Annotated in this window: 26 protein-coding genes and 1 tRNA gene; 20 read left to right on the top strand and 7 right to left on the bottom strand. The window is 63.9% G+C overall.

The annotated features are described in order from the left end of the window. Nucleotides 1-850 precede the first annotated feature (850 nt). Entirely contained in the window at nucleotides 851-1,255 is a 405-nt protein-coding gene (locus tag MU516_RS12680) for a hypothetical protein (protein WP_260277573.1), read from the top strand. Between the two features lie 169 nt (nucleotides 1,256-1,424). Here the strand turns inward: MU516_RS12680 and MU516_RS12675 are convergent. After that, a tRNA-Lys gene (locus MU516_RS12675) sits at nucleotides 1,425-1,500 on the bottom strand. A gap of 232 nt (nucleotides 1,501-1,732) precedes the next feature. Here MU516_RS12675 and dapF point away from each other — a divergent pair. The 6 genes from dapF (at nucleotide 1,733) to dxs (ending at nucleotide 7,848) form a co-directional block, all read left to right on the top strand. Then, nucleotides 1,733-2,563 (top strand): diaminopimelate epimerase, encoded by an 831-nt coding sequence (gene dapF / locus MU516_RS12670; RefSeq protein ID WP_260277571.1) that lies wholly within the window; start codon nucleotides 1,733-1,735, stop codon nucleotides 2,561-2,563. Next, nucleotides 2,560-3,813, top strand: coding sequence for a tRNA (N(6)-L-threonylcarbamoyladenosine(37)-C(2))-methylthiotransferase MtaB (gene mtaB, locus MU516_RS12665; RefSeq protein ID WP_260277569.1), 1,254 nt, complete (start codon nucleotides 2,560-2,562; stop codon nucleotides 3,811-3,813). The genes dapF and mtaB overlap by 4 nt, the downstream gene beginning before the upstream one ends. 76 nt (nucleotides 3,814-3,889) lie before the next feature. Beyond that, nucleotides 3,890-4,810: a histone deacetylase family protein gene (locus MU516_RS12660; RefSeq protein WP_260277568.1), complete on the top strand. Its 921-nt coding sequence runs from the start codon at nucleotides 3,890-3,892 to the stop codon at nucleotides 4,808-4,810. After that, nucleotides 4,807-5,043 carry an exodeoxyribonuclease VII small subunit gene (locus MU516_RS12655; protein WP_260277567.1) on the top strand — a complete coding sequence of 79 codons (237 nt, stop codon included), beginning with the start codon at nucleotides 4,807-4,809 and terminating at the stop codon, nucleotides 5,041-5,043. The genes MU516_RS12660 and MU516_RS12655 overlap by 4 nt, the downstream gene beginning before the upstream one ends. After that, nucleotides 5,043-5,906, top strand: coding sequence for a polyprenyl synthetase family protein (locus tag MU516_RS12650; RefSeq protein ID WP_260277566.1), 864 nt, complete (start codon nucleotides 5,043-5,045; stop codon nucleotides 5,904-5,906). Before MU516_RS12655 ends, MU516_RS12650 begins: the two co-directional genes overlap by 1 nt. Nucleotides 5,907-5,931: 25 nt before the next feature. Further along, entirely contained in the window at nucleotides 5,932-7,848 is a 1,917-nt protein-coding gene (dxs, locus tag MU516_RS12645) for a 1-deoxy-D-xylulose-5-phosphate synthase (protein WP_260277565.1), read from the top strand. A 39-nt stretch (nucleotides 7,849-7,887) separates the two neighbouring features. Here the strand turns inward: dxs and fliP are convergent, their stop codons facing one another. The 4 genes from fliP to fliF form a co-directional block, all read right to left on the bottom strand. Continuing rightward, a complete protein-coding gene (gene fliP, locus MU516_RS12640) occupies nucleotides 7,888-8,604 on the bottom strand; it encodes a flagellar type III secretion system pore protein FliP (protein ID WP_260277564.1) in 717 nt (238 codons plus the stop codon). Continuing rightward, on the bottom strand, nucleotides 8,601-8,858 hold the full coding sequence (locus tag MU516_RS12635) for a FliM/FliN family flagellar motor switch protein (protein WP_260277563.1): 258 nt from the start codon (nucleotides 8,856-8,858) through the stop codon (nucleotides 8,601-8,603). Before MU516_RS12635 ends, fliP begins: the two co-directional genes overlap by 4 nt. Next, on the bottom strand, nucleotides 8,846-9,313 hold the full coding sequence (locus MU516_RS12630; RefSeq protein WP_260277562.1) for a hypothetical protein: 468 nt from the start codon (nucleotides 9,311-9,313) through the stop codon (nucleotides 8,846-8,848). Before MU516_RS12630 ends, MU516_RS12635 begins: the two co-directional genes overlap by 13 nt. Before the next feature lie 104 nt (nucleotides 9,314-9,417). Next, a complete protein-coding gene (gene fliF, locus MU516_RS12625; RefSeq protein ID WP_260277561.1) occupies nucleotides 9,418-11,022 on the bottom strand; it encodes a flagellar basal-body MS-ring/collar protein FliF in 1,605 nt (534 codons plus the stop codon). 91 nt (nucleotides 11,023-11,113) lie between these two features. On the opposite strand from fliF, the gene MU516_RS12620 reads away from it, so the two are divergent. The 13 genes from MU516_RS12620 to MU516_RS12560 all read left to right on the top strand — a co-directional run bounded on the left by MU516_RS12620 (nucleotide 11,114) and on the right by MU516_RS12560 (nucleotide 22,161). After that, nucleotides 11,114-11,590 carry a flagellar basal body-associated FliL family protein gene (locus MU516_RS12620; protein WP_260277560.1) on the top strand — a complete coding sequence of 159 codons (477 nt, stop codon included), beginning with the start codon at nucleotides 11,114-11,116 and terminating at the stop codon, nucleotides 11,588-11,590. Continuing rightward, nucleotides 11,587-11,937: a hypothetical protein gene (locus MU516_RS12615; RefSeq protein WP_260277559.1), complete on the top strand. Its 351-nt coding sequence runs from the start codon at nucleotides 11,587-11,589 to the stop codon at nucleotides 11,935-11,937. Before MU516_RS12620 ends, MU516_RS12615 begins: the two co-directional genes overlap by 4 nt. Further along, complete coding sequence (locus MU516_RS12610) at nucleotides 11,930-12,472, top strand: MotE family protein (RefSeq protein ID WP_260277558.1); 543 nt, start codon at nucleotides 11,930-11,932, stop codon at nucleotides 12,470-12,472. The genes MU516_RS12615 and MU516_RS12610 overlap by 8 nt, the downstream gene beginning before the upstream one ends. A gap of 12 nt (nucleotides 12,473-12,484) precedes the next feature. Further along, nucleotides 12,485-13,351: a flagellar motor stator protein MotA gene (gene motA, locus MU516_RS12605; RefSeq protein WP_260277557.1), complete on the top strand. Its 867-nt coding sequence runs from the start codon at nucleotides 12,485-12,487 to the stop codon at nucleotides 13,349-13,351. Next, nucleotides 13,351-13,629 carry a hypothetical protein gene (locus MU516_RS12600; RefSeq protein ID WP_260277556.1) on the top strand — a complete coding sequence of 93 codons (279 nt, stop codon included), beginning with the start codon at nucleotides 13,351-13,353 and terminating at the stop codon, nucleotides 13,627-13,629. Before motA ends, MU516_RS12600 begins: the two co-directional genes overlap by 1 nt. Beyond that, the gene (locus tag MU516_RS12595; RefSeq protein ID WP_260277555.1) at nucleotides 13,626-15,725 is read left to right on the top strand and encodes a flagellar biosynthesis protein FlhA; all 2,100 of its coding nucleotides are present in this window, start codon (nucleotides 13,626-13,628) and stop codon (nucleotides 15,723-15,725) included. Before MU516_RS12600 ends, MU516_RS12595 begins: the two co-directional genes overlap by 4 nt. Continuing rightward, on the top strand, nucleotides 15,725-16,477 hold the full coding sequence (locus MU516_RS12590) for a flagellar biosynthetic protein FliR (protein ID WP_260277554.1): 753 nt from the start codon (nucleotides 15,725-15,727) through the stop codon (nucleotides 16,475-16,477). Before MU516_RS12595 ends, MU516_RS12590 begins: the two co-directional genes overlap by 1 nt. Further along, nucleotides 16,477-17,538, top strand: a complete 1,062-nt coding sequence (gene flhB / locus MU516_RS12585; RefSeq protein ID WP_260277553.1) for a flagellar type III secretion system protein FlhB — start codon at nucleotides 16,477-16,479, stop codon at nucleotides 17,536-17,538. The genes MU516_RS12590 and flhB overlap by 1 nt, the downstream gene beginning before the upstream one ends. After that, on the top strand, nucleotides 17,532-17,903 hold the full coding sequence (locus MU516_RS12580) for a hypothetical protein (protein WP_260277551.1): 372 nt from the start codon (nucleotides 17,532-17,534) through the stop codon (nucleotides 17,901-17,903). Before flhB ends, MU516_RS12580 begins: the two co-directional genes overlap by 7 nt. Nucleotides 17,904-17,987: 84 nt before the next feature. Further along, nucleotides 17,988-19,049, top strand: a complete 1,062-nt coding sequence (gene bioB / locus MU516_RS12575) for a biotin synthase BioB (protein WP_260277550.1) — start codon at nucleotides 17,988-17,990, stop codon at nucleotides 19,047-19,049. Between the two features lie 3 nt (nucleotides 19,050-19,052). Then, nucleotides 19,053-20,225 carry an 8-amino-7-oxononanoate synthase gene (locus tag MU516_RS12570; protein ID WP_260277548.1) on the top strand — a complete coding sequence of 391 codons (1,173 nt, stop codon included), beginning with the start codon at nucleotides 19,053-19,055 and terminating at the stop codon, nucleotides 20,223-20,225. Further along, a complete protein-coding gene (bioD, locus tag MU516_RS12565; protein WP_260277547.1) occupies nucleotides 20,210-20,926 on the top strand; it encodes an ATP-dependent dethiobiotin synthetase BioD in 717 nt (238 codons plus the stop codon). Before MU516_RS12570 ends, bioD begins: the two co-directional genes overlap by 16 nt. Next, nucleotides 20,923-22,161, top strand: coding sequence for an adenosylmethionine--8-amino-7-oxononanoate transaminase (locus MU516_RS12560; RefSeq protein WP_260277546.1), 1,239 nt, complete (start codon nucleotides 20,923-20,925; stop codon nucleotides 22,159-22,161). Before bioD ends, MU516_RS12560 begins: the two co-directional genes overlap by 4 nt. Here MU516_RS12560 and MU516_RS12555 read toward each other — a convergent pair. Further along, on the bottom strand, nucleotides 22,098-23,198 hold the full coding sequence (locus tag MU516_RS12555; protein WP_260277545.1) for an endonuclease/exonuclease/phosphatase family protein: 1,101 nt from the start codon (nucleotides 23,196-23,198) through the stop codon (nucleotides 22,098-22,100). The genes MU516_RS12560 and MU516_RS12555 overlap by 64 nt on opposite strands. Beyond that, on the bottom strand, nucleotides 23,189-23,794 hold the full coding sequence (gene leuD / locus MU516_RS12550) for a 3-isopropylmalate dehydratase small subunit (RefSeq protein WP_260277543.1): 606 nt from the start codon (nucleotides 23,792-23,794) through the stop codon (nucleotides 23,189-23,191). Before leuD ends, MU516_RS12555 begins: the two co-directional genes overlap by 10 nt. Between the last annotated feature and the right edge of the window lie 23 nt (nucleotides 23,795-23,817).

Genomic DNA, 23,817 nt, shown 5'->3' with positions numbered 1-23,817 from the left:
CCCCGATGGTGCTCGCCGGCAACAGCGAAACGGCCGCTACCGCAGGCATCTGGTGGGGCGGCGCTGACGGCCTGCAGGGCGGTGAGACGGCGCATACAATTCTGTCCTCCACGCGCGGCGATTATTCGGGCCCGATCTCGTCTGCCGCGCAAAGCGCGATCCTTCCCGGCATTGGCGCGGCGTGGGAGATCGGCATTCAAAACAGCAGCAGGTTCCTGCAGGAGCGGTGGCAGGGTGAGTGGGCGGAATACTGCGATCCGGTCAACGACATGGCGCTGTTCACGGGTAGGGCTTTCGTTCTTTGGGAAGGCGAAGAACCGATCGGTGAGGACTGGCAGATGGCGGACACAGGCAAGATGGCGCAGCCCTATTACTGGGCTGGCGATTGCCACAAGCGGACGCTCGCGCGCGACCTGTCGTTCGAATACGGCCATTTCGCTCGGGCCGTGGCTGCAGGCGTGGCGCCTTACCTGGTCGGCGCATGGCCGCCGATGATCGAGGAGGGCGGCGGGAATGCGAGCATCCCGGCGCGGGACGCTGAATGGCGGACCCGGTTCGACGGATACGACCTGGCCCATCGCTACCGCCGCGACTGGCTGCGGGCAGAGTTGGCCGCGAACGGCCTTTCCGATGATCTTTGGATTGTGCCCGCCCACCTTGCCGTGGCGCGCTGGTATGACGACGATCTGGCGGGCAACCTGCCTGCAGGGCTGACGTCGCACCGTGACATGCACGCGGACGATAATACGTCGCCTGGCCACTTGGATGACAACGGCGGCAAGCATCCCTGGATGCTGTCACGCGAAGCGAAACCGATCTGGTCCACATGTTCGGTGCCGACGACGATCATATGGTCCTTAAAATGGCGCGCCCAAGCTGGCATGACGGCGGCGCGACGCCAGTCGTGTGGGGGCAGGTATGGGATGCGGCCGGGGTCGATCAGGGCTTTGCTATGTTCAACGCCCCGACTTCGGGTGATTGGCTGGTCGAGATATGGGTGGACGATGCCATGCTTTTCCGCCTGGTCGATCTGGCGGTCAGCGACCCGCAAGCCGCCAAGGTCCAGTTCCAACGGTATGGCGGTGGCAGCAATCCCGCGCGGTCGGCCTGTTCGTCCTTCACGATCCCGGCGCAGGCTGCCTATCCGATCCATGCCGCATGGGCGTCGGAGAACATTCCGACAGATCAGGAGTATGTCGATCTGAATGCCTGGATTGACGGTCTGGATCCGGCTTGGTCGGCGTGGGGCGGATAGGCTGCCTCATCCACAGCGTCGCTGTCGCTAGCGTCCCGGTGCCCGATAATCTGCGCTTAAAACGGCCCTGAAATGCAGGGCACCAGCAGCGTCCGACGCGGACGCTCTCGGACCGTCGGACGCATGCGGATAACGGAATTCGCTAATGCGTTGATTTCACTAGGGAAGATGGTGAGCCGTGCAGGATTCGAACCTGCGACCCACTGATTAAAAGTCAGTTGCTCTACCAACTGAGCTAACGGCCCATCCTCTGTGCCGGACAACCTTAACGGTCGTCCTAGCTTCTTGTCCTAAACTGATTACTTCCAAAAGACCAACCAGTTATCGTGTCTTGATCCGTTTCCTGCTGGCTAGCTGCTCCAGCAAACACGCTACAGACCGGACACGGAGCGCTTACTAGGTGCGGCGACTTGGGGCGTCAAGCGGAAAAGTCGCGACCACTGGCGGAAATCTTGAAAGAGGCCTATATGCGCGACGATGAGTGATTTCTTCCCCGCCGGAATGCCCTTCATGAAGATGCATGGGCTGGGCAACGACTTTGTGGTGATCGATTTGCGCGCAGGTGGCGAAGTCCCTGCGCCAGAGGTGATTGCGCGACTTGCGGACCGACATCGCGGGGTCGGTTTCGATCAGTTCGCCGCACTCGGCACCGATGATCAGGCCGATCTGAGGTTGAGATTCTGGAATGCCGACGGTTCGCTCAGCTCTGCCTGCGGGAACGCGACGCGCTGCATTGCGCGATTCGTCATGGACGAAACCGGCACAGACCGGCTGAGCCTGAGAACGGATCATGCCATCCTGATCGCCGAGGATGCCGGGAACGGGCTGACACGGGTGAACATGGGGTATCCGGTTCTGGACTGGCAGGCGATCCCGCTGGCGCAGCCCGTCGACATAGATCACCTGCCACTGCCCGGTGATCCGGTCGCCACCGGCATGGGCAATCCTCACATCACCTTCTTCGTCGAGGATGCTGCAAGCGTCGATCTGGAACGCTTCGGCGCCGAACACGAACATCATCCCCTCTATCCGCAGCGCACCAATGTCGAGATCGTGCAGGTGATCGCTCAGGACGAGATCGTGCTGCGCATATGGGAACGGGGAACCGGGCCGACGCTGGCCTCGGGGTCGTGTTCCTGCGCGGCAGCCGTTGCGGCGGCGCGGCGCGGCCTGACCGGACGTCGCGTCAAGGTCAACGTGCCAGGCGGCGTGCTGATGATAGACTGGCGCGAGGACGGCGTTTGGATGCAGGGTCCGACGGCACATGTCTTTTCGGGCGTGCTGACGCCTCAGTGGCTGTCGGCATGAGTGCGCCCGTATTTTCGACACTTGGCTGCAGGCTGAATGCCTATGAGACCGAGGCAATGCGCGAGATGGCGGACGCAGCCGGTCTGACCGGTGCGGTTGTGGTCAACACCTGCGCGGTGACGGCCGAGGCGGTGCGCAAGGCGCGGCAGGAAATCCGCAGGCTTGCACGCGAAAATCCGGGCGCACCTGTCATCGTCACCGGCTGCGCGGCGCAGACCGAACCCGAGACCTTCGCGGCGATGCCCGAGGTGACCAAGGTCATCGGCAATCACGAGAAGATGCAGCCCGATACCTGGAACGCCATGCGCGCGCCGGACCTGATCGGTGACACCGAAAAGATCCGGGTGGACGACATCATGTCGGTCAAGGAAACCGCGGGCCATCTGATCGACGGGTTCGGTCGCCATCGCGCGTATGTGCAGGTCCAGAACGGCTGCGATCACCGCTGCACCTTCTGCATCATTCCCTATGGTCGCGGAAATTCGCGTTCGGTCCCCGCCGGGGTCGTGGTTGAACAGATCAAGCGGCTGGTCGGGCGCGGCTTCAACGAAGTGGTGCTGACCGGCGTCGATCTGACCAGCTGGGGGGCGGATCTGCCTGCCACGCCGCGCCTTGGCGATCTGGTGATGCGGATCCTGCGCCTTGTGCCGGATCTGCCGCGCCTGCGCATCAGCAGCATCGATTCCATCGAGGCGGACGAAAACCTGATGCTGGCCATCGCCTCGGAACCGCGCCTGATGCCGCATCTGCACCTGTCTTTGCAGGCTGGTGACGACATGATCCTGAAGCGGATGAAGCGGCGCCATCTGCGCGACGACGCCATCCGGTTCTGCGAGGACGCGCGCAGGTTGCGGCCCGAGATCGTCTTCGGTGCCGACATCATCGCAGGCTTTCCGACCGAAACCGAGGCGATGTTCGCCAACAGCCTGAAACTGGTCGAGGATTGCGGCCTGACCTTCTTGCATGTCTTTCCCTATTCGGCGCGCAACGGCACACCGGCGGCGCGGATGCCCGCCGTGAAGGGGCCAGCGATCCGTGATCGCGCGGCACGCCTGCGCGAGGCGGGTGATGCGGCGCTTCGCCGCCACCTCGAGGCGCAGGTCGGGCATAGGCATCGGGTGCTGACCGAAGGGCCGCGCCTTGGCCGTACCGAACAGTTCACCGAGGTGAGCTTTGCCGAGGATCAGCAGGAAGGAACGCTGATCGAGACCTGCATCGTGGGGCACGATGGGCGGCGGCTTGTTGCCTGACACCCGAACTGGTTGACCTTGCACACGCGGATAATCTGGCGACAGTGCAACGCAGGCATTCTGGGAGGAGAGCCGAATGACGACCCTGCTGTTTTCGCATTCCGACGCCGAGGCACATCTGATGCCGCCGGGCCATCCCGAACAGGTCGCCCGATACGGTGCCGTCATGTCTGCGCTGGCGGGGCTAGACCTTGTGGCGCGAGACGCCCCGCTGGCCGACGATCAGGACATCCTGCGCTGTCATCCCGGCTCGTATCTGGACCGGCTGCGCGCGGCACGGCCAGAGGACGGGTTCCGGATGCTGGACGCCGATACCAGCATGTCTCCGGGCAGCCTTCAGGCGGCATCGCGTGCCGTCGGCGGCGCCTGCGCCGCGGTTGACGCCGTTCTGGCGTCCGAGGCCGACAGCGCCTTTGTCGCGATGCGCCCGCCGGGTCATCACGCCGAACGCGAGACGCCGATGGGTTTCTGCTTCTTCGGCACGGTCGCCATCGCTGCAACTCGGGCGATGGAGCATCACGGGCTGGACCGGGTCGCGGTTCTGGATTTTGACGTGCATCACGGGAACGGCACGCAGGATTTGCTGTGGAACGAAAAGCGGGCCTTCTTCGCGTCCAGCCACCAGATGCCATTGTTCCCCGGGACAGGCTCTGCGGCCGAGCAGGGCGCGCATGATCAGATCCTGAATGTGCCTATGACTGCCGGTTCGGGGGGCGACGAGGCACGACAGGCATGGAAAGGGATCCTTGACCGGTGCCGAGAATTTTCGCCTCAGCTGGTCTTGCTGTCCGCCGGCTTCGATGCCCATCGCGACGATCCGCTGGCGCAGTTGAACTGGATTGAAGACGATTTCGTCGCGATCACCCGGATGATATGCGACGTGGCGGGATGGTGCGGTGCGCCGGTGGTATCCTGCCTGGAAGGTGGCTATGATCTGGCCGCCTTGGGACGGTCGGTCCGTGCCCATGTCGAGGTGCTGATGGAGGCCGGAAAATGAGCGAGATCGAGAAACTGTCTTTCGAGGACGCCATGCGCGAACTGGAAACGACCGTTGGCAAGCTGGAAACCGGCGAGGCGACGCTGGAGGAATCCATCGCGCTGTACGAGCGCGGCGCGAAACTGCGCGCGCATTGCGAAAAGCGCCTGCGCGAGGCCCAGGAGCGTGTCGAGAAGATCACCTTGTCCGCCAGCGGTCAGCCGACCGGATCGGAACCGGCCGAGGGCTTGTGATGCAGACCCGTATGGACGAGGTGAAGGCGCAGGTTCAGGGCGCGCTGGACTCGGCGATTGCCTTGCTGCCGTCGGGCGAATTGGCCGACGCGATGGCTTATGCCACTGTCGGCGGCAAGCGGATCCGGGCGTTCCTTGTGATGGAATCGGCGCGACTGCACGGTGTCTCCGATGACGCCGCATTGCCGGTCGCAGCTGCGGTCGAGGCTCTGCACGCCTACAGCCTTGTTCATGACGATCTGCCGTCGATGGATGATGACGATCTGCGGCGGGGGATGCCCACCTGCCACGTGCAATGGTCCGAGGCGACCGCGATTCTGGCCGGCGACGCGCTGCAGACGCTGGCCTTTCGGCTGCTGGCCGATGATGCCGTCGGCGACGCAGAGGCGCGCATTCGATTGATCCGCGCGTTCGCGGATGCGGTCGGCGCAGGCGGAATGGTCTGGGGGCAGGCGCTGGACATCGCGGCCGAAACCTCGATCGAACCGCTGGACATGAAGGCGATCAAGCGCTTGCAGGGTGCAAAGACCGGCGCGCTGATCCGCTTTGCCGCGACGGCCGGTCCGCTGATCGCGGGCGACGACCCCGAGCATCTGGACCGCTATGCCGCAAAGCTTGGATCGGCCTTTCAGATCATGGACGACATCCTTGATGTCATCGGTGACGAGAACGTGACCGGCAAGCGAGTCGGCAAGGATGATGCGGCCGGAAAGGCCACTTTCGTGTCGATCATGGGGCTGGATGGCGCCAGGGGTGAAGCCCGTCGGCTGGTACAGGATGCCGAAGCGGCGCTGGAAACCTACGGCGAGGCTGCGGGAAACTTGCGAGAGCTCGCGCGTTTCGTTATCGAACGCGACACCTGAATGACGCCCGCCCGGAGGGCCAGCCATGACCGAACGTCCGAAGACACCCGTCCTTGATCGGGTCAGCCTGCCGGCGGACCTGAAGAACCTGTCCGACCGCGAGCTGCGGCAGCTTGCCGACGAACTGCGCGCCGAGACGATCAGCGCGGTCAGCGAAACCGGCGGACATCTGGGCGCGGGCCTGGGTGTTGTCGAACTGACCGTGGCCCTGCATGCGGTCTTCGACACGCCTCGGGACAAGATCATCTGGGATGTCGGACACCAGTGCTATCCGCACAAGATCCTGACCGGCCGGCGCGACCGGATCCGCACCTTGCGCATGGGCGGCGGCCTTGCCGGATTCACCAAGCGCGCCGAAAGCCCGTTCGACCCGTTCGGCGCCGGGCATTCCTCGACCTCGATTTCCGCCGCGCTGGGGTTCGCGGTCGCACGCGACCTGGGTGGCGATCCGGGCGACGCGATCGCGGTCATCGGCGACGGCGCAATGAGCGCCGGGATGGCCTACGAAGCGCTAAACAATGCGGGCCATCTGGGCAAGCGCCTGATCGTGATCCTGAACGACAATGAGATGTCGATCGCGCCGCCTGTCGGTGCCATGTCATCCTATCTGACCAGGCTGTACACCGGCGGGCCGTTCCAGGAACTGAAGGCAGCGGCGAAAGGCGCGGTCGGAATGCTGCCCGAAGCCCTGCAGGAAGGCGCGCGTCGGGCCAAGGAAATGCTGAAGGGAATGGCCGTCGGCGGAACGCTGTTCGAAGAGCTTGGCTTTTCCTATATCGGACCGGTCGATGGCCACGACATGGAACAGCTTCTGCCGTTGCTGCGGACCGTCAAGGCGCGGGCATCGGGCCCGGTCCTGATTCACACGGTCACACGCAAGGGCAAGGGATATGCCCCGGCAGAGAATGCCGCCGATCGGGGCCACGCGACCGCGAAGTTCGATCTTGTGACTGGCAAGCAGACCAAGTCCAAGCCGAACGCACCAAGCTATACCTCGGTATTCGCGGGCGCGCTGATCGACGAGGCCGCGCGCGATGACAGCATCGTCGGCGTCACTGCCGCGATGCCTGACGGAACCGGGCTCAAGCAGTTCGCGACACGTTTCCCGCGGCGCTGCTTCGACGTGGGGATCGCCGAGCAGCATGCGGTAACGTTCTCGGCAGGGTTGGCGGCTGGCGGGCTGAAACCCTTCTGCACCATCTATTCGACATTCCTGCAGCGCGGCTACGATCAGATTGTTCACGACGTGGCGGTGCAGGGATTGCCGGTGCGCTTTGCCATAGACCGCGCCGGTTTGGTGGGACAGGACGGACCGACACACGCAGGCGCGTTCGATATTGCCTTCCTCGCGAATCTGCCGGGTTTCGTCGTGATGGCTGCCGCCGATGAGGCCGAGCTGATGCATATGGTCGCGACCGCCGCCGCCCATGACGACGGCCCCATCGCGTTCCGTTTCCCGCGTGGTGAGGGCGTCGGAATCGACCTGCCGGAGCGGGGCGAGGTTCTGCCGCTTGGCAAGGGTCGCATCGTACGACAAGGCAAAGGCGTGGCTCTGCTGTCGTTCGGAACGCGGCTTGCATCGGTCTTGGAGGCGGCCGAGGCGTTGACCGCGCGCGGCATCCGTCCGACCGTCGCGGATGCGCGTTTCGCCAAGCCTCTGGATAGGGACCTGATCCTTGAACTTGCCCGTGCACACGAGGCTCTGATCACGATCGAGGAAGGAGCTGTCGGAGGATTTGGCAGCCATGTTGCCCAGCTTCTGGCCGAGGAAGGCGTGTTCGACAGCGGTTTGAAATACAGGTCGATGGTGCTGCCGGATCGCTTCGTCGAACATGGTGCGCCGCTTGCCATGTATGAAGATTCGGCTTTGAACGCGTGCCACATCGAGGCGAAGGTGCTGAGTGTGTTGGGCGTCGAAGATCTGGCCGGTCGCCGCGCCTGAGGGTCGAGCAGGCGCGTGGAAAGGGCGTGCGATGGGCAGCTATTGATAGCTGCGGACCAGTGCGCCCGCGATCATTGACCAACCGTCCACCACGACGAAGAACGCCAGCTTGAAAGGCAGCGATACGACGACCGGCGGCACCATCATCATGCCCATCGACATCAGCACTGCCGATATCACCAGATCAATGATCAGGAACGGCAGGGCGATCAGGAATCCGATCTCGAAAGCGCGCTGGATTTCGGACAGCATGAAGGCCGGGATCATGACGGACAGACGGTTCGGTTCGATGTCCGCGCCCGGCGCGATCTCGGCCAGACCGGCCAGTGTGTCAGGATTGGTTCGCGCCGCCATAAAACCCTGAAACGGGACAATACCGCGCTGGAAAGCCTCGGCGATGCCGATGGTGCCGTCGCGCAACGGCGCGCCCGCTGACTGCCATGCCTCTCGCAACACGGGGTCCATGATGAACCATGTCAGGAACATCGCCAGGCTGACGATCAGCATGTTGGGGGGGGATTGTTGCAGCCCGATTGCCTGTCTCAGGATCGACAGTACGGTGACGATGAACGGAAAACACGTCACCATGATGGCGATGCCGGGCGCAAGCGACAGGGCGGTCAGTGCCAGAACCAGCATCACGGCGTTCTGGCCCAGCCCTGCCGCCGCCTGATCCAGCATTCCCGGATCCTGCGCAAGTGACGCTGCAGGGGTCAACGCCAAACCGGCGATGAGGATCAGCAGCCGCGTGGTCACATCGCCTCCGTCGCGCCGATGATCCGAACGCAAAGTCGGTCTTCGTGGGACCCGTCGCCGGTCAGTTCGCCGCGGGCGATGACCTTGTCGCCGACGCAGATCTCGACCCCGTCCTCGATGGACTGCTCCAGGATCAGGACATCATCGGCGCGAAGCGAGGAAAGCCGCGCGACGGTCTGGTGCGTCTTTCCAAGGCGGATCGTCACCTCGACCTGGATATTGTCGGTGTCGATCAGATGTTTCAGTGCGTCCATGGTGTCTCGTTCTCCTTGATTTCCGCAATCAGTGCACGAATTCCGGCGGCGATCCGATCGGGCGCGAGCTCGATACGCCCGCCTTGCAGCGACAGGCTGATACGGTCGGCGGGCACCTCGCTGATTTCGATGTTGTCAAGACCGCTTTCCGTCAGGCAGCGCTCGACCAGATCCCGCAGGTTTGCGCCACAGGCTATCTGCGCCCGTAACGGCGTGGCCATCTGCGCCAGGCGCGACAATTCCTCGGTCAGCGCGATTTCCAGGCGCTTTGATTCGGCAGCGGGCGCCAGGTTGTCGAGAATGGCATCGAAGATAGGGCTTAGCGCAGTTACGGCCTCGGACCTCAGGGCCGCGCGGCGCTGCTCGTCCTCGCTCAGCGCACGTGCCAGGCGGTCCATTCCTGCACAAAGATTGCGCATCTGATCGTCTTCCTGAAGCGCCAGCCCTTCGGCCACGCCATCCGCGTGAGCCTTTTCAAGTGCCTGCCGGTCATAGCACAGCTTGGCTCCGTGCCCCGCCAGCGCGGTCGTGAAAGATTCAAGTTTGAACATCGCCAGTGTCACCTCGCGCTCTCCTTGTTTTCGATCCAGCCGGACAGGATCTTCACGCTTTCCTCATGCCGCTCGCGCATCATGCCGCGCAGTCTCGCCACCGGATCCCCATGGGGCAGGGACAGGGGTTCGGCAGGTTCCGGCTGGAGCGGTAGCAGTCTGTCCGATCCGATGATCTGGGGCTGGTCCGTTTCGATCGTACCGGTGACGGCCTCGGTTGCAGGACCGCTGTCGTCCAGCAAAGCGGGCACGGCCTGAGGGGATCCGCGGCCCCGCAGGGCGGGACGCAGAATCGCAAGGATCACCGCCAGCGCGAAGACACCGATCAGGGCAATCCTAACCAGCGTATTCAGATCCAGCCGGTCCAGAAGTCCGGGCTGCGCAAGTGTGCCGTCCTGGCCAAGAGTTGCGAACGGCAGCGATTTCACGGTGATCAGATCCCCGCGCGTCTCGTCATAGCCGACCGCCGAAGCGACCAGTTCGCGCAATACCGCAAGTTCCTGTTCCTGGCGCGGAACCAGCTGAGTGTCACCCTGCGCATCAGCCTGCGCGACGCCGTTGACCAGAACCGCGACCGTAAGGCGGCGGGTTGCGCCTGGCTGCCGCTGGATCTCACGCGTGATCTGGCTGACCTCGAAATTCGCCTGCTGGCGGTTTTCGGACCGGGATGCCTGTGACGTATCGCCGGCGGCTTCTTCCGTATCCGGCAGGTTCGACGCCGCGGTGACCGCGCCCGAACCCGAAGATTGGCTTTGATCGGTCGTTTCCTCGGTGACTTGCGAAATCATCGCCCGCTGATCGGGATCGAATCGTTGCTCGGTCAGCATTTCAGATTCGGTGACCAGATCCAGGTTCAGCTCGACGATCGCATTGCCGACGCCCACATGGGGTTCGAGGATGCGTTCGACATTGCGCTTCATCTCGGCCGCGCGATCATGGCCCGCGGTATCCTCGGTCGCTGAAACGATGCCACGCTGGCTGTCGATGACCGTCACAGCCTCAGGCTGCATTCCCGGGACGCCGGACGAGACCAGATAGCGCAGTGCGGCCGCCTGTTCACGCGTGATCTGCCCGCCATTCGTGGTCAGCGTGACCGACGCGCTTCCGGTGATGTCGCGGCGGTATCCTCGACCGTTCTCAACCGCAAGATGCACGCGTGCCGTCTTGACGTTGGGCAACGCCAGGATGGTTCGCGCAAGCTCACCCTCTTTGGCGCGCCAATATGCGGCGTCGAACATCTGCGAGGTGGTGCCGAAGCCCGACATCCCGTCCAGCAGCTCGTAGCCTGCGCTTCCCGAGGCCGGCAGCCCCTGCGCCGCAAGGTCCATGCGAAGCCGGTCGCGCTGACTGTCATCGACCCAGATCGCGTCGCCGCGTACCTCGTAGGCGACGCCCGCGCGTTCAATTCCAGCAATCACTTCGCCGGACTGCGCAGCGTCCAGACCGCCATACAGCATTGAAAGACCGGGCCTGCTGGCCATCCAGCCAAACCCCGCAATCGCGAGGAAGGTGGTCAGGAATGCAGCCGCGAGAATCAGTTTCTGCTGCGAGCTTCGCTCGTTCCAGTAGTCCTGCAATTTTTGCAAAACCGGCCCTTTCCGAATCATCTTCATGTTGTTCGTCATCGCCTTGATGACATGGCTGATGTTAAGATTTGGTTAGTCGCGAGGTGCTAAATCCGTTTCATCACGACGGAGAATCACCATGTCCGAAGCAGTCGCCGACCCCGCGGACGAAGCCCCCAGGAAGAGGGGGAAACTGCTACCTGTCGCGGCCGCGATCCTTCTGGGCGGTGGCGGCTTTGCATCGACCTATCTTGGGTTCTGGTCCCCTGTGGGGCTGTTTGCGGGTTCGTCAGGCGCCCCTGCCGTGGCGACCGTTTCGCCAGCGGTATTCGTCGAGGTTCCGCGCATCGAATTAAGTTTACCGGGCGGTCGCGGGCGCAGTCTGATCCTGGCCGTATCGATTGAAACGGATGCGACCCACCGCGCCGAGGTCGAACATCTCATGCCACGCGTTCTGGACGCCTTTACGGGCTTCCTCTCGGGCGTCGATCCCGCAGCCTACGACAAGCGGGGTGTCCTGGAGATCATCCGAGCCGAGCTGGTGACGCGGACCCGCTATGTGCTGGGTGAGGCGCCGGTGAAGGATCTCTTGATAACGGAGTTTCTGATCAGATGACCATCGAAACACTGCTTCAGGCCGCGCTGGTCGCGGCCTCTGTGGGACTTGCCTGCTTCTGCCTGCTGCTGGCGCGCCGGCTGCGTCGGCTGAACGATCTGGAATCAGGTCTGGGCGGGGCGATCGCGGTGATGGCCGCCGAAGTGGACAGGCTGGAACGAGCGATTCGGTCGGCCCGCGCCGAGGCCACCGAAGCAAGCGAACAGCTTTCCGAGGAAATATCACGGGCCCGGAAGGAACGCGCACTGTGGGATTTGCGCCAGCGGATCGGCCAGGCGGCGATGCACGAAGATCGACCTGCACCGCAACGGCGTCTTCGCAAGAAGTCGGAGATATTCGATGCGTAGATCGTTCCTGCCGGCCCTGGCATTGCTTCTGGCCGTGCCTGCGGCCGCCGCGGCCTTGAAGTCCCAGGATCTTTCACGGGTGTTTGCGGCGTTCGCCGCACCCAGCGGTCTTTTGCAAGGCTGCGGCGACGTTCCCGAGGCGGTCGCCTTGGCCGAGGAATTGCGCGATCGCGCCCTCCGGATCGAGCGCTACATGGAAAGTATCGAAGACCGAAAGGCCGAACTGGCGCAGGCCGAACAGACATTGCGTGAACGGCTTGCGCAATTGAAGTCGCAGAAGGGCGGAATCCGCGCGCGTCGGGATACGGCCACCGAAGCGGTTCGAGACGATATCCAGCGCCTTGTCGCGCTCTACGATCAGATGAAGCCAGCCGAGGCAGCCGCGGTGCTGACCAACCTGCCCGCGGATTTCGCGGCCGAGATCCTGATGCGGGTTCGGCCGGAAACGGGAGCGCGGATCATTGCTGCGGTCGAGCCGCGTCAGGCGGCGCTGCTGACCGCGCAGATGGGCGCACGCAGCGTCAGAAAGAACTGAGGAGCGACAGTCATGTTCGGCTTTGTGGGCATTTTCGTGACCATGGCGATGGTCTTCGGCGGTTATCTGCTGGCGGGCGGCAAGATGGGTGTCATCACCCATGCGCTGCCATTCGAGATGATGATGATCATGGGTGCCGCGATCGGATCATACCTGCTGTCCAATGACAGCCATATCCTGAAGGCGACGCCGAAGGGGCTGATACGGGCATTCAAGGGCCCCATGTGGTCGGCGAAGGATCATCAGGATGTGCTTTGCCTGATGTTTCAACTGCTGAAGATCGCGCGCGAAAATCCGGTCGGCCTGGAACAGCATATCGAAAATCCGCGGGAATCGACCGTGTTCGGGGCCTATCCGCGCCTGCTGGCCGATCACAACATCATCTCGTTGATTGCCGATACGCTGCGCTCGGCCAGCCTGAACTATGACGATCCCTATCAGGTCGAGGAAATGTTGTCCCGCCGCATCGCGACGCTGCGCGAGGAAGAGATGCATCTGCCACATGCGCTGCAAAGCGTGGCCGATGCATTGCCGGCGCTGGGAATCGTCGCCGCCGTGTTGGGCGTCATCAAGACGATGAGTTCGATCGACCAGCCGCCCGAGGTGTTGGGCAAGATGATCGGCGGCGCCCTTGTGGGGACGTTTCTGGGTGTCTTTCTGGCCTATGGCTTTGTCGCGCCGCTGGCCAACCGGCTTGGCGGCGTCATCAAGCAGGATCTTGGCTTTTATGATGTGATCAAGTCGGTGCTGGTCGCCGGCCTGCATCAGCATGCCACCAATCTGTGCGTCGAAGTCGGTCGCCAGACCGCCCCGGAACATCTGCGCCCCAGCTTCGATACGCTGGAGACCGCGCTTCGAGATCTGAAAAAGGCGGCGTGATGCTGACAATGGCCTTTCTTGTCGTGGCTGCGAATGCGGGCGAGCCGACGGCGTCATTGCCGCCCGAAATCGCCGGCTACGCGCAAGAGGCGTCCGACTTGCTGCTGGCCGGCGAAACGCTGCCGCGCGACTATCGTGTGCGTTTGATGGGCATGGAGCCATCGGTACGGCTGCAGGCCCTGGTCTTTCTGCGTCGCGCGGGGCTGCTGACGGCAGATCCCTGGCCGCTCGAGGATATTCTGAAGCCCGCCATCGCGGCGCAGGAGGACGTGGAATGAACAGTGTCGGCGCTGTCGCCCGAAAGTCCCGGCGCATGCTGGATGCACCCTTGCTGGTTACTGGCGGTCTGGTCCTGATCGTCATTTCGCTGGTGATCCCGCTTCCGCCTGGATTGCTGGATTTCGGAATCGCTTTGTCCATCGCGACCGCGACGCTGGTGCTGGTCATGGCCTCGCTGGTGGACAAGCCGACCGATTTTCAGGCGTTTCCGGTTCTGCTGCTGGTAAGTCTGGTCATCCGGCTTTCGCTGAACGTGTCCTCGACCCGACTTATCCTGACGGAAGGACACACGGGCACCGATGCGGCGGGGCAGGTGATCAACGGATTCGCGGCCTTTGTGGCGGGGGGGTCACTTCTGGTCGGCCTGACCGTGTTCGCAGTCATCTCGGTGGTGAACTTCATGGTCATCACCAAGGGGTCAGGGCGCATGGCCGAGGTTGCGGCGCGCTTCGCGCTGGATTCGCTTCCTGGCAAGCAGCTTGCGATAGACGGAGACCTGAATGCAGGCGCGATCGATCACCAGGAAGCCAAGCGGCGCCGTGCTCAGGAACAGCGCGAGATCAGCTTCTTTGGATCGCTCGACGGCGCATCGAAATTCGTCAAGGGCGATGCCGTCGCGGGGATCGTGATCACCCTGATCAACCTAATTGTCGGTCTGACAGTGGGGATCGCCGTCCATGGCATGAGCGTCGGGGATGCCGTCTCGACCTATTCACACCTCACGATCGGCGATGGCCTGGTCAGCCAGATCCCGGCGCTGATCACCTCGATGGCGGCGGCGTTGCTGCTGTCGCGCGGGGGGGCGACCGACACGACCGCGCAGCTTCTGTCGCAGCAATTCGCGCGCGGCTGGCAGCCCGCGGCAATGGTGGCGGCGGCGATGCTGCTGATGTCCTTCGTTCCCGGCATGCCGCGTCTGCTGTTTGTTGCGCTGGCGCTGGCGATGGCTATGGCCTCGTTTCAGATCGCGCGCAGGTTGAGGCATGACATCGACCAACCCGACATCCCGGCCGATGACGAGCCGGTGGCACGGCCCGCCAGTCGGATCGGCGACGTGCTGGATACCGACGATATCAGCGTCGAGATAGGGTCCGATCTGATCGTGACGGCGCTGGATCAGGCCCGCGGCCTGGGCAGCCGGATCAGCAACCTGCGAATTCACATCGCACGCGGTTTCGGGCTGATCCTGCCGGATGTTCGCATCACCGATACCGACGAACTGGCGCCCGGCGACTATTTGATCCGGGTCCATGGCGTGGTGCGTGGTCGCGGCAGCCTGAGACCGGGCGAGGTTCTTGCATTGGGCCCGGACCGGCTGCTGGAACAGTTGCGGGGCGTCACCGTCCGCGAACCGGTCTATTCCAGCCCCGCGCGCTGGCTTGCGCGCGAGGATCAGGACGAGGCAGCGACCATGGGTGCGACCGTGGTGACACCGATGGAGGTGCTGTCCACGCATCTGATGGAGGTCGTGAAGGCGAACCTGTCGTCTTTGCTGACACTGGCCGCAATGCAGCGCCAGATCGAGGAACTGAAGACGCTTTCGGACCCCTCCCGAGCGGAACGCAACAGGCGTTACCTTGACAGCATGATCCCTGACAAGGTCAGCCCCGAAAGCCTGTTGGCTGTCTTGCGGGCTCTGCTGGAGGAACGCCTGTCGATCCGCAACCTGCCGCTGATCATCGACGCCATCTTCGAATTTCGTTCGATCGACTCGATCGAAACGGTCTACGAAATGGTGCGAAAGCGCCTGCGCGGCCAGATCACGCAGCAATACTCGGACGATTCCGGTCGCATTTCGGCGCTGCAGCTGCACCCTGCATGGGAGGCAGAGTTCGTTCGCGCGGATGGCGAGACGGGCCGAACCGGCGGCGGGGCCATCACGCCGGGGCTGTCGCAGAAACTGCTTGACGCCACCCGCCGCGCCCTGGCCACCGCGCAACCGGGCGCGCGCACGGTCGTCGTCGCGCCCGACCATCGGCGACGGATGATCCGTGCGGTGCTCGGATCGAATGGCGTCTCTGCGCCGGTCCTGGGCCTCGAGGAGATCGACCCCGTGGCCGAACTTCACCTGGTCGGAACGATAGAGGCCGCGTGATGTGGCAGCAGCTTGCCGAATGGGTGCCCGGCCTGGATTGGGGCTTCGTCCTTGTCTACCTGCGAGTCCAGGCATGTCTGCTGATCCTGCCGGGGCTGGGCGAAAGGCTGATCCCGGTCCGGGTGCGGGTGGCGGCCGCGGTGGCGGTCACGCCGTTGCTGGCGGGGTTGACGGGGACGGTGGCGCCGCCGTCGGAGCCGTTGCAATTGATCGTCCAAAGCGGTGCCGAGATGGTGATCGGCTTGGCAACCGGGGGCTTGCTGCGGCTGTTGGCCCTTGCATTGGACGTGGCCACTACGGCGATCGCCGCGACAGCGTCCCTGTCTCAGATCATCGGTGTCCAGAACGAAGCCGCCCCGCATCCGGTCGGCAACCTGATGCATCTGGGTGGCATGGCCGTGTTGATGGCGCTTGGTTTGCCGGTGATGCTGGTGCAGTTGCTGGCCGACAGCTTCACGCTTTGGCCGCTGGCGGGTTGGCCCGATATCGACATGCTTGCGCCTGCAGCCATCGCGCTGGTCGCGCAGAGTTTCGGGCTGGCTATGATGCTGGCCGCGCCCTTTACCCTGGGCGGCTTTCTTTTCCAGGCGCTGTCAGGTGTCATCAACCGCGTCATGCCGGCGCTGCCGGTCGTCTTTATCGGCTCTCCTGCCTCGATCATGCTGGCGCTTGTCGCGCTGACGCTGCTGGCCCCCATGTTGATCGCGATCTGGGCGGACGCGGTGCTGAGCTTTGTCTTGCCGAGGCCCTGATGACAGAAGACCACAACGACAAGCCCTTCGAGGCGACCGATCAGAAGCTGCGGAAGGCGCGCGAGAAAGGCGATGTTCCGCGTTCCACCGAGTTGAATGCGGCGGCGATGTATGTCGGCGCCTGGCTGTCGCTTGCGGTCGGTGCCGGCTTTGCAGTGAAACAGTGGCTCTCGATGGCAAGCCGCGCGATGGGGTCGGACGGTTGGCCGATTGACACGGCCTTCGGGCTGGCGGCATCGCTGGGGCACTATGCCAGCCTTGCCGCAATCGCTCTGGCGGTGGTTCCTGCCATGGCCATCCTGATCGGCCTTGTGATGCAAAGGGGTTTGATCTTCGCCCCTGGCAAGCTGGCCCCTGATTTCAACAGGCTGAATCCGATCAAGAACGCATCCCAGAAATTCGGTGCGTCCGGGCTGGTGACCTTCGCGATTTCGTTTGGCAAGGCCGCGCTGGTCTGCCTTGGCGGGTGGTACCTTTTCGCGGCCCTGCTGGACAGGTTGGCGGGCAGCGCGATGACGGGGGATCGCTGGGTGATCGGGCTGAGCCTTCTTCTGGGGCAGGTGCTGCTGATGGCGGTCGCAATATCGGTCGGCTTCGCGGCGCTGGACATGCTGTGGAAGTGGCACGAGCACCGCCGCAAGAATCGAATGTCACGAAAGGAGATGGAGGATGAGCACAAGGAGGCCGAAGGAGATCCGCATCTGAAAGCGGCGCGGCGCCAGCGGGCCGTGGATATCGCCATGAAGCAGATGCTTGCCGATGTCGCGAAAGCGGATGTCGTGATCGTGAACCCGACGCATTACGCGGTGGCCTTGGAATGGCAGCGTGGCAGCGGCAGGGCGCCGGTGTGTCTGGCCAAGGGCACGGATGAGGTTGCTGCACGTATCCGCGCCAAGGCCCGCGAGGCGAAGGTGCCGATCTGGTCGGATCCCCCTTGCGCAAGGGCCATTCACGCCAGCGTCGAGATCGGTCAGGAAATCAGGCGCGATCACTTCGCGGCGGTCGCGGCCGCGATAAGATTTGCCGAGAAAATGCGCCAGAAGGCCCGTGCGGGATGGTAGGTGTTTCTCACAAGCTTGCGCAGCTTGAACGTATCGCGCGCCTGAAGGCTGAACAGGAGTTGAAGAAACTGGCGGCTTTCAGCACCCATATGGCGTCCGCCCGGCAAAGGGTCGATGCATCGCAGGCGGCGCTTGACCAAAGCTATCGCAGCGTCGCGCCCCTGACCGTGTCCGAGTCGCGGATCGCCAATGCTCAGGCGGGTCGTGCCGCCCGCGAACTGCGAAAGGCCGATCAGGAACTTGCCCGGATGGCACCGCGATATGAAGCCGCAAGACGGGACGCCGTGCGAGAGTTCGGCCGCGCCGAGGCGCTTCTTGACCTTGCGAGCCGGCAGATCCGAGAGGCTGGAAAACCGCGCTATTGATGCGCGATCATGTTCGCCATGTTGGTTGGACAGGAATGCGGCAAGCTGCTAGAAGCGCCTCGCAGTGCTCGCAGGAGGATCGACATGTCGCAGGCAAATTTTCGTAGCCACGACGAGGAAAAGCGGTTGATCTGGACCGCCAAGACCGCGCGGGCGATTTTTGACCTGCCCTTCATGGAACTGCTGTTTCGCGCTCAGACCGTGCATCGTCAGAATTTCAACCCCAATCGTGTCCAGATGAGCCGTCTTCTGTCGATCAAGACCGGCGGCTGCCCTGAGGATTGCACCTATTGCAGCCAGTCGGCGCGCTACGATTCCGGGTTGTCTGCCTCGAAGCTGATGGAGGTCCAGCGCGTGATCGCCGAGGCGAAGCGGGCGCGGGATGCCGGGGCGACGCGGTATTGCATGGGGGCTGCCTGGCGCAGCCCGAAAGCGCGTGACATGGCGCAGATCGTTGCGATGGTCGAAGGCGTGAAGGCGCTTGGGCTGGAAACATGCATGACGCTGGGGATGCTGGACGCCGATCAGGCAAAGCGCCTGAAGGCCGCGGGGCTGGATTATTATAACCATAATATCGACACATCTGAATCGTATTATTCAAATGTGATCACGACGCGCAGCTTCGATGATCGCCTGCAAACCCTTCAGAATGTTCGCGACAGCGGGATCAAGGTCTGTTCGGGCGGTATTCTTGGGCTGGGCGAGGGCACGCAGGATCGCGTCGATATGCTTGTGACGCTGGCCAACCTGCCCGAGCCGCCCGAAAGCGTGCCCGTCAACATGTTGATCCCGGTCGAAGGAACGCCGCTGGAAGACGCCGCCCCCGTCGATCCGATCGATTTCGTCCGCACGATTGCTACGGCGCGTATCATGATGCCGGAGAGCCATGTGCGATTGTCGGCGGGCCGCACCGCGATGTCGGACGAGATGCAGGCGCTGTGCTTTTTTGCCGGTGCGAACTCGATCTTCGTGGGGGACACGCTGCTGACCAAGGACAATCCCGGCGAGGATCAGGACATGCGTCTGTTCGCCAAGCTGGGGCTTGAGCCGATGCAGGTCCACGAACATATGCCAGAAATGGATCCGGCCGAAGCGCATCGCGCGGCATTGTTGGAGGCCGATCCGGCAATCCCGGTCCTTCGTTAGGACATGTCCGATCACCTGCGACGCGAGGACTCTGACGGCACCGCGGATCGGCTGTCGGTGTTTCGGGAACAGCTTGACGGATTGACCCGTCAGACGCGGCGACGATCACTGGTCGCGCGCGCCGGGATAGATTTTTCCTCGAACGATTACATTGGGTTGGCCGGGTCCGAAAGGCTGGCCGACGCGCTTCGCGATGCCTTGAACAACGGCGTGCCGGTGGGCGCGGCCGGATCGCGGCTGTTGCGAGGACACACGGATCCGCATGCGGCGTTTGAAGACAAGGCGGCGCGGTTCTTCGGGACCGAGGCGGCGTTGGGGTTCGGCGGCGGCTATGTCGCGAACTTTGCTGTCATCACAACCTTGCCGCAGCGCGGCGACCTGTTGCTGATGGATGCGCTGTCACATGCCAGCACACATGAGGGCGCGCGGGCCGGCAGGGCCGAGGTTCAGCTTTTCCGGCACGGCGACGTGGACCATGCCCGCGACCTGATCCAGGCGTGGCGGCGGGCCGGGAATACTGGCGCGGTCTGGATTGCGGTCGAAAGCCTCTACAGCATGGATGGCGATGCGGCCCCGCTGGACCAGCTTGCCGAACTGGCCGATCAGCACGGTTTCCTGCTGGTCGATGAGGCACACGCGACCGGGGTCTACGGCCCCGATGGCCGAGGGTTGGCGCATCATCTGGAAGGCCGCGAGAATGTGCTGACCCTGCACACGCTGGGCAAGGCGCTGGGCGGATCAGGAGCTTTGGTCTGCGGCGCCAAGTGCTTGATCGACTTCATGATTAATCGCTGCCGTCCGTTCATCTTCGCGACCGCCCCGTCGCCCTTGATGGCGGTGGCGGGCAGCGAGGCGCTGGACATTCTGCGGGACGAACCATGGCGGCGCGACGCGTTGCGGGACCATGTCACCGTGTTCGGGGCCGAGTTGTCGCGCCGCCTGCCGCAGTTGTCTGTCAGCGGCAGCCAGATCGTCCCGCTGATCGTGGGACCGGAATCCGCAACGATGGATCTGGCCGCGCGAATCCAGCAAAGGGGCTTCGATGTCAGGGGAATTCGCCCGCCGACGGTGCCCGAAGGCACCTCGCGGTTGCGGGTTTCGCTGACCCTGAACGCCACGCCTGCGGATGTGATCCGGCTGGCAGAGACGCTGGAGCAACTATGGCCAGATTTGTGATCACGGGCACCGGAACGGATGTCGGAAAGACGGTGTTCGCGGCGGGTCTGAGCGGGTTGATCGGGGCGGATTACTGGAAACCGGTGCAGTCCGGGCTGGCCGGAAACATCGCCAATCCGGGCCGCACCGGTCATGCACCGGACATGCACAGCACGAGCACAGCGCGTACACAGCTAACGCGCGTTGCGGCGCAACACCTGCCCCGGCCCGACACAGACGCCGCCGAGGTCGCGCGGCTATCCGGCGCGCAGGTCCACCCCGAGGCTTGGCTGCTGCGCGAGCCGCTGTCGCCGCATCGCGCCGCCGAACTTGAGGGGATCGAGGTCGATCCCGGCACGCTGACGCCGCCCGACATCGATCCGCTGGTGATCGAGGGGGCAGGCGGTGTCCTGGTGCCGGTCACGCGCAAGGTTCTGTTCGCCGACCTGTTCGCCGAATGGCAGATCCCGGTGATCCTGGTCGCCACGACCGGGCTGGGCACGATCAGCCACAGCCTGACCGCGCTGGAAAGCCTGCGGGCGCGTCAGGTGCCGGTCCATGGCGTCGCCTTCGTGGGGGATGAGAACCGGGACAATGTCGCGACGATCGGACAGCTTGGCGCGGTGAAGGTGCTGGGCCGGCTGCCGCGTCTGACGCGGCTGGATCGCGACAGCCTGAGCCGCGCGATGGCCGACAACTTTGACCCGGAGGATTTTAGATGAGCGCAGTCTGGCATCCCTTTACGCAGCACGCGACCGAACCTGTCCCGCCCCGGATCGTCGAGACTGACGGCGCGTATCTGGAAACCTCCGACGGCCGGCGTCTGCTGGACGGCATCTCTAGCTGGTGGGTGGTCACGCATGGCCACCGCCAGGCCGAGATCGTCGAGGCCATCAAGGATGCCACCGGCCGGATGGATCAGGTGATCTTCGCCGGGCTGACCCACGCGCCGGGCGAGGAGCTGGCCGAGGCGCTGGTCGGCATGGCGCCCAAGGGATTGACGCGTGTCTTCTACAGCGACAGCGGTTCGACCGCCGTCGAGGTCGCGTTGAAGATGGCGTTGGGATACTGGCGCCACGAAGGCGACGGACGGCACCGGATCGCGGTGATCGAGGACAGCTATCACGGCGACACGATCGGCACGATGAGCGTGGGCGAGCGGGGCGTGTTCAACGCAGCCTATGACCCGCTGATGTTCGCGGTGGACAAGCTGCCCTTTCCGACCGGTGATGGTGCCGCGACCCTGGCGGCGTTCGAGGAACTGGCGGCCAGCGGCAAGATGGCGGCGCTGATCCTTGAGCCGCTGGTTCTGGGGGCGGGCGGCATGCGGATCTATCCGGCCGCTGTGCTGGCCGGGCTTCGCGCGATCTGCGACCGGCATGACGTGCTGCTGATCGCGGACGAGGTAATGACCGGCTGGGGCCGCACCGGTCGCCTGTGGGCCTGCGATCATGCCGGGATCGCGCCGGACATCCTGTGCACCAGCAAAGGCTTGACCGGTGGAGTCGTGCCGTTGGCCGCAACGCTGGCCAGCGACAGGATCTTTCAGGCGCATTATTCGACCGACCGGCGGCGGACGTTCTATCATTCTTCCAGCTATACGGCGAACCCGATTGCCTGCGCGGCGGCACTGGCGCAGGTGCGGTTGTGGCAGCAAAGCCCGATGCAGGCGCGGCTGGAATCGCTGTCCGCGATGCAGGCCGCGCGGCTGGCGCGGTTCGCGGGCGATCCACGTTTCCACAATCTGCGTCAATGCGGCACCATCGCTGCGATGGATCTGCAGGTCGGCGATGCCGGCTATCTGGCCGAGACCGGGCCACGGATGCGGGCGCATTTCCTGGAAAACGGTGTGTTGCTGCGGCCTCTGGGCAACACGGTCTACGTGCTGCCGCCCTATTGCGTGACCGATGAGGATCTGGATCTGGCCTGGGGTGCGGTGGCGTCCTTCGAGGCCTGAAGATCCAGATCGACCCAGACCAGGCGGTGATCCGATGCGGTCTTGACCGCCTGGGCAAGCGGCTGGTCGGGGGCCGGCCAGATCACGCCGCTGTCCATGACGCTCAGCGCCTTGTCCGGCAGGATGTAATCGACGCGCAGATTGCCGGGGCCGTCATCGTCGAAATCGCCGGTATCAAGCGCCGGGTCGCCCCGATGGCGGGCATTCGTGCCGGTTTGCGGGGGTTGCCAGGCGCTGCGAGGCTGTGGGTCCTGCGCGACGCTTAGCAGGCGTCGAAGGGCTTCGGCACGACCCTCGCCATCGACCGGGTCCAGATTGATATTGCCGATCAGGACGAACGGCGCGTCGGGCAGGTGGTGCAGCCAGAACGCGGCCTCGTCATGATTGCGGCGGCCGTTGCGATCCTCGGGGCCGTCGAAGACCGGCGGGGTGGCGGACCATGCCAGCAGGTGCAGCGGCCCGTCGGGTGTCTGCACCGGAATGTCCCAATGCGCAGTTGAGGACAGGCGCTGGACTGCCGCGATTTCGGGCGCGGTGTCGGGCATCAGGGCACCCGGCAGGTCGCGCCACAGCCTGTCGGTGTGGTCGGTGACGGGGCCAAGCGGCAGACGCGACAGCACTGCCATACCGTTCTGGCCGGTGAACAGCCCCCAGCCCTGTGCGTCGTCAGCGCGGCCGAGACGGCCATCCGCGTTCAGATCGAGGCCGGTTGCCATGCCGCTGTTCGGGCGTGCCGTGAAGCTGTAGGGCAGCCGCAACCCGGTTTTCGTCAGAATTCCGGAAAAACCTTCCAAGGCGCGCGCGTCATGATCCCAGTCGATCCCGGTCAGCAGGATCACATCCGGTGCGGCGGCGGCGATCACCTTTGCCGCCGCCATCACCTGCGGATCGTCGCGGGCGATGTCACGCAGCAGAAGGCCGGGGCCCTTGCGCGACAGGCCTGGATCCCAGGTGGCGATGCGGATCGGATCGGCCGCCGCAGGGATCGCAGCCGCGGCGATCAGCAGCCACAAAAGGGCTGCGGCCCTTAGACCCAAGGACGGGCCTGCGCCATCTGATCCTCGTAGGCATCGATCGAGGGCGCCTTTTTCATAGTCAGCCCGATATCGTCGAGGCCGTTCAGCAGGCAGTGCTTGCGGAACGGGTCGATGTCGAAATGGAATTCCTGCCCGTCCGAAGTGCTGACGGTCTGGTTTTCCAGATCGACGGTCATCCGGGCGTTGGCGCCCTTGCGGGCGTCATCCATCAACACATCGACGGCATCCTGGGGCAGGGTGATCGGCAAGATGCCGTTCTTGAAGCAGTTATTGAAGAAGATGTCGGCGAAGCTGGTCGAGATCACGCAGCGGATGCCGAAATCCAGCAGCGCCCAGGGCGCGTGTTCGCGCGACGAGCCGCAGCCGAAATTGTCGCCCGCGACAAGGATCTGCGCGTCGCGCCAGGCCGGCTGGTTCAGGACGAAATCGGGCAGTTCGCTGCCGTTGCGATCATAGCGCATCTCGTCGAACAGGTTCACGCCAAGGCCGGAACGCTTGATCGTTTTCAGGAACTGCTTGGGGATGATCATGTCGGTGTCGATATTGACCAGCGGCATGGGGGCCGCGACGCCGGTCAGGGTTGTGAACTTGTCCATGGGATCCTCGGGAAATTGTGTCT

The sequence above is a fragment of the Paracoccus maritimus genome (assembly GCF_025195095.1).
Taxonomy (GTDB): Bacteria; Pseudomonadota; Alphaproteobacteria; order Rhodobacterales; family Rhodobacteraceae; genus Paracoccus; species Paracoccus maritimus.
This window is presented reverse-complemented; position numbering and strand designations above follow the sequence as displayed.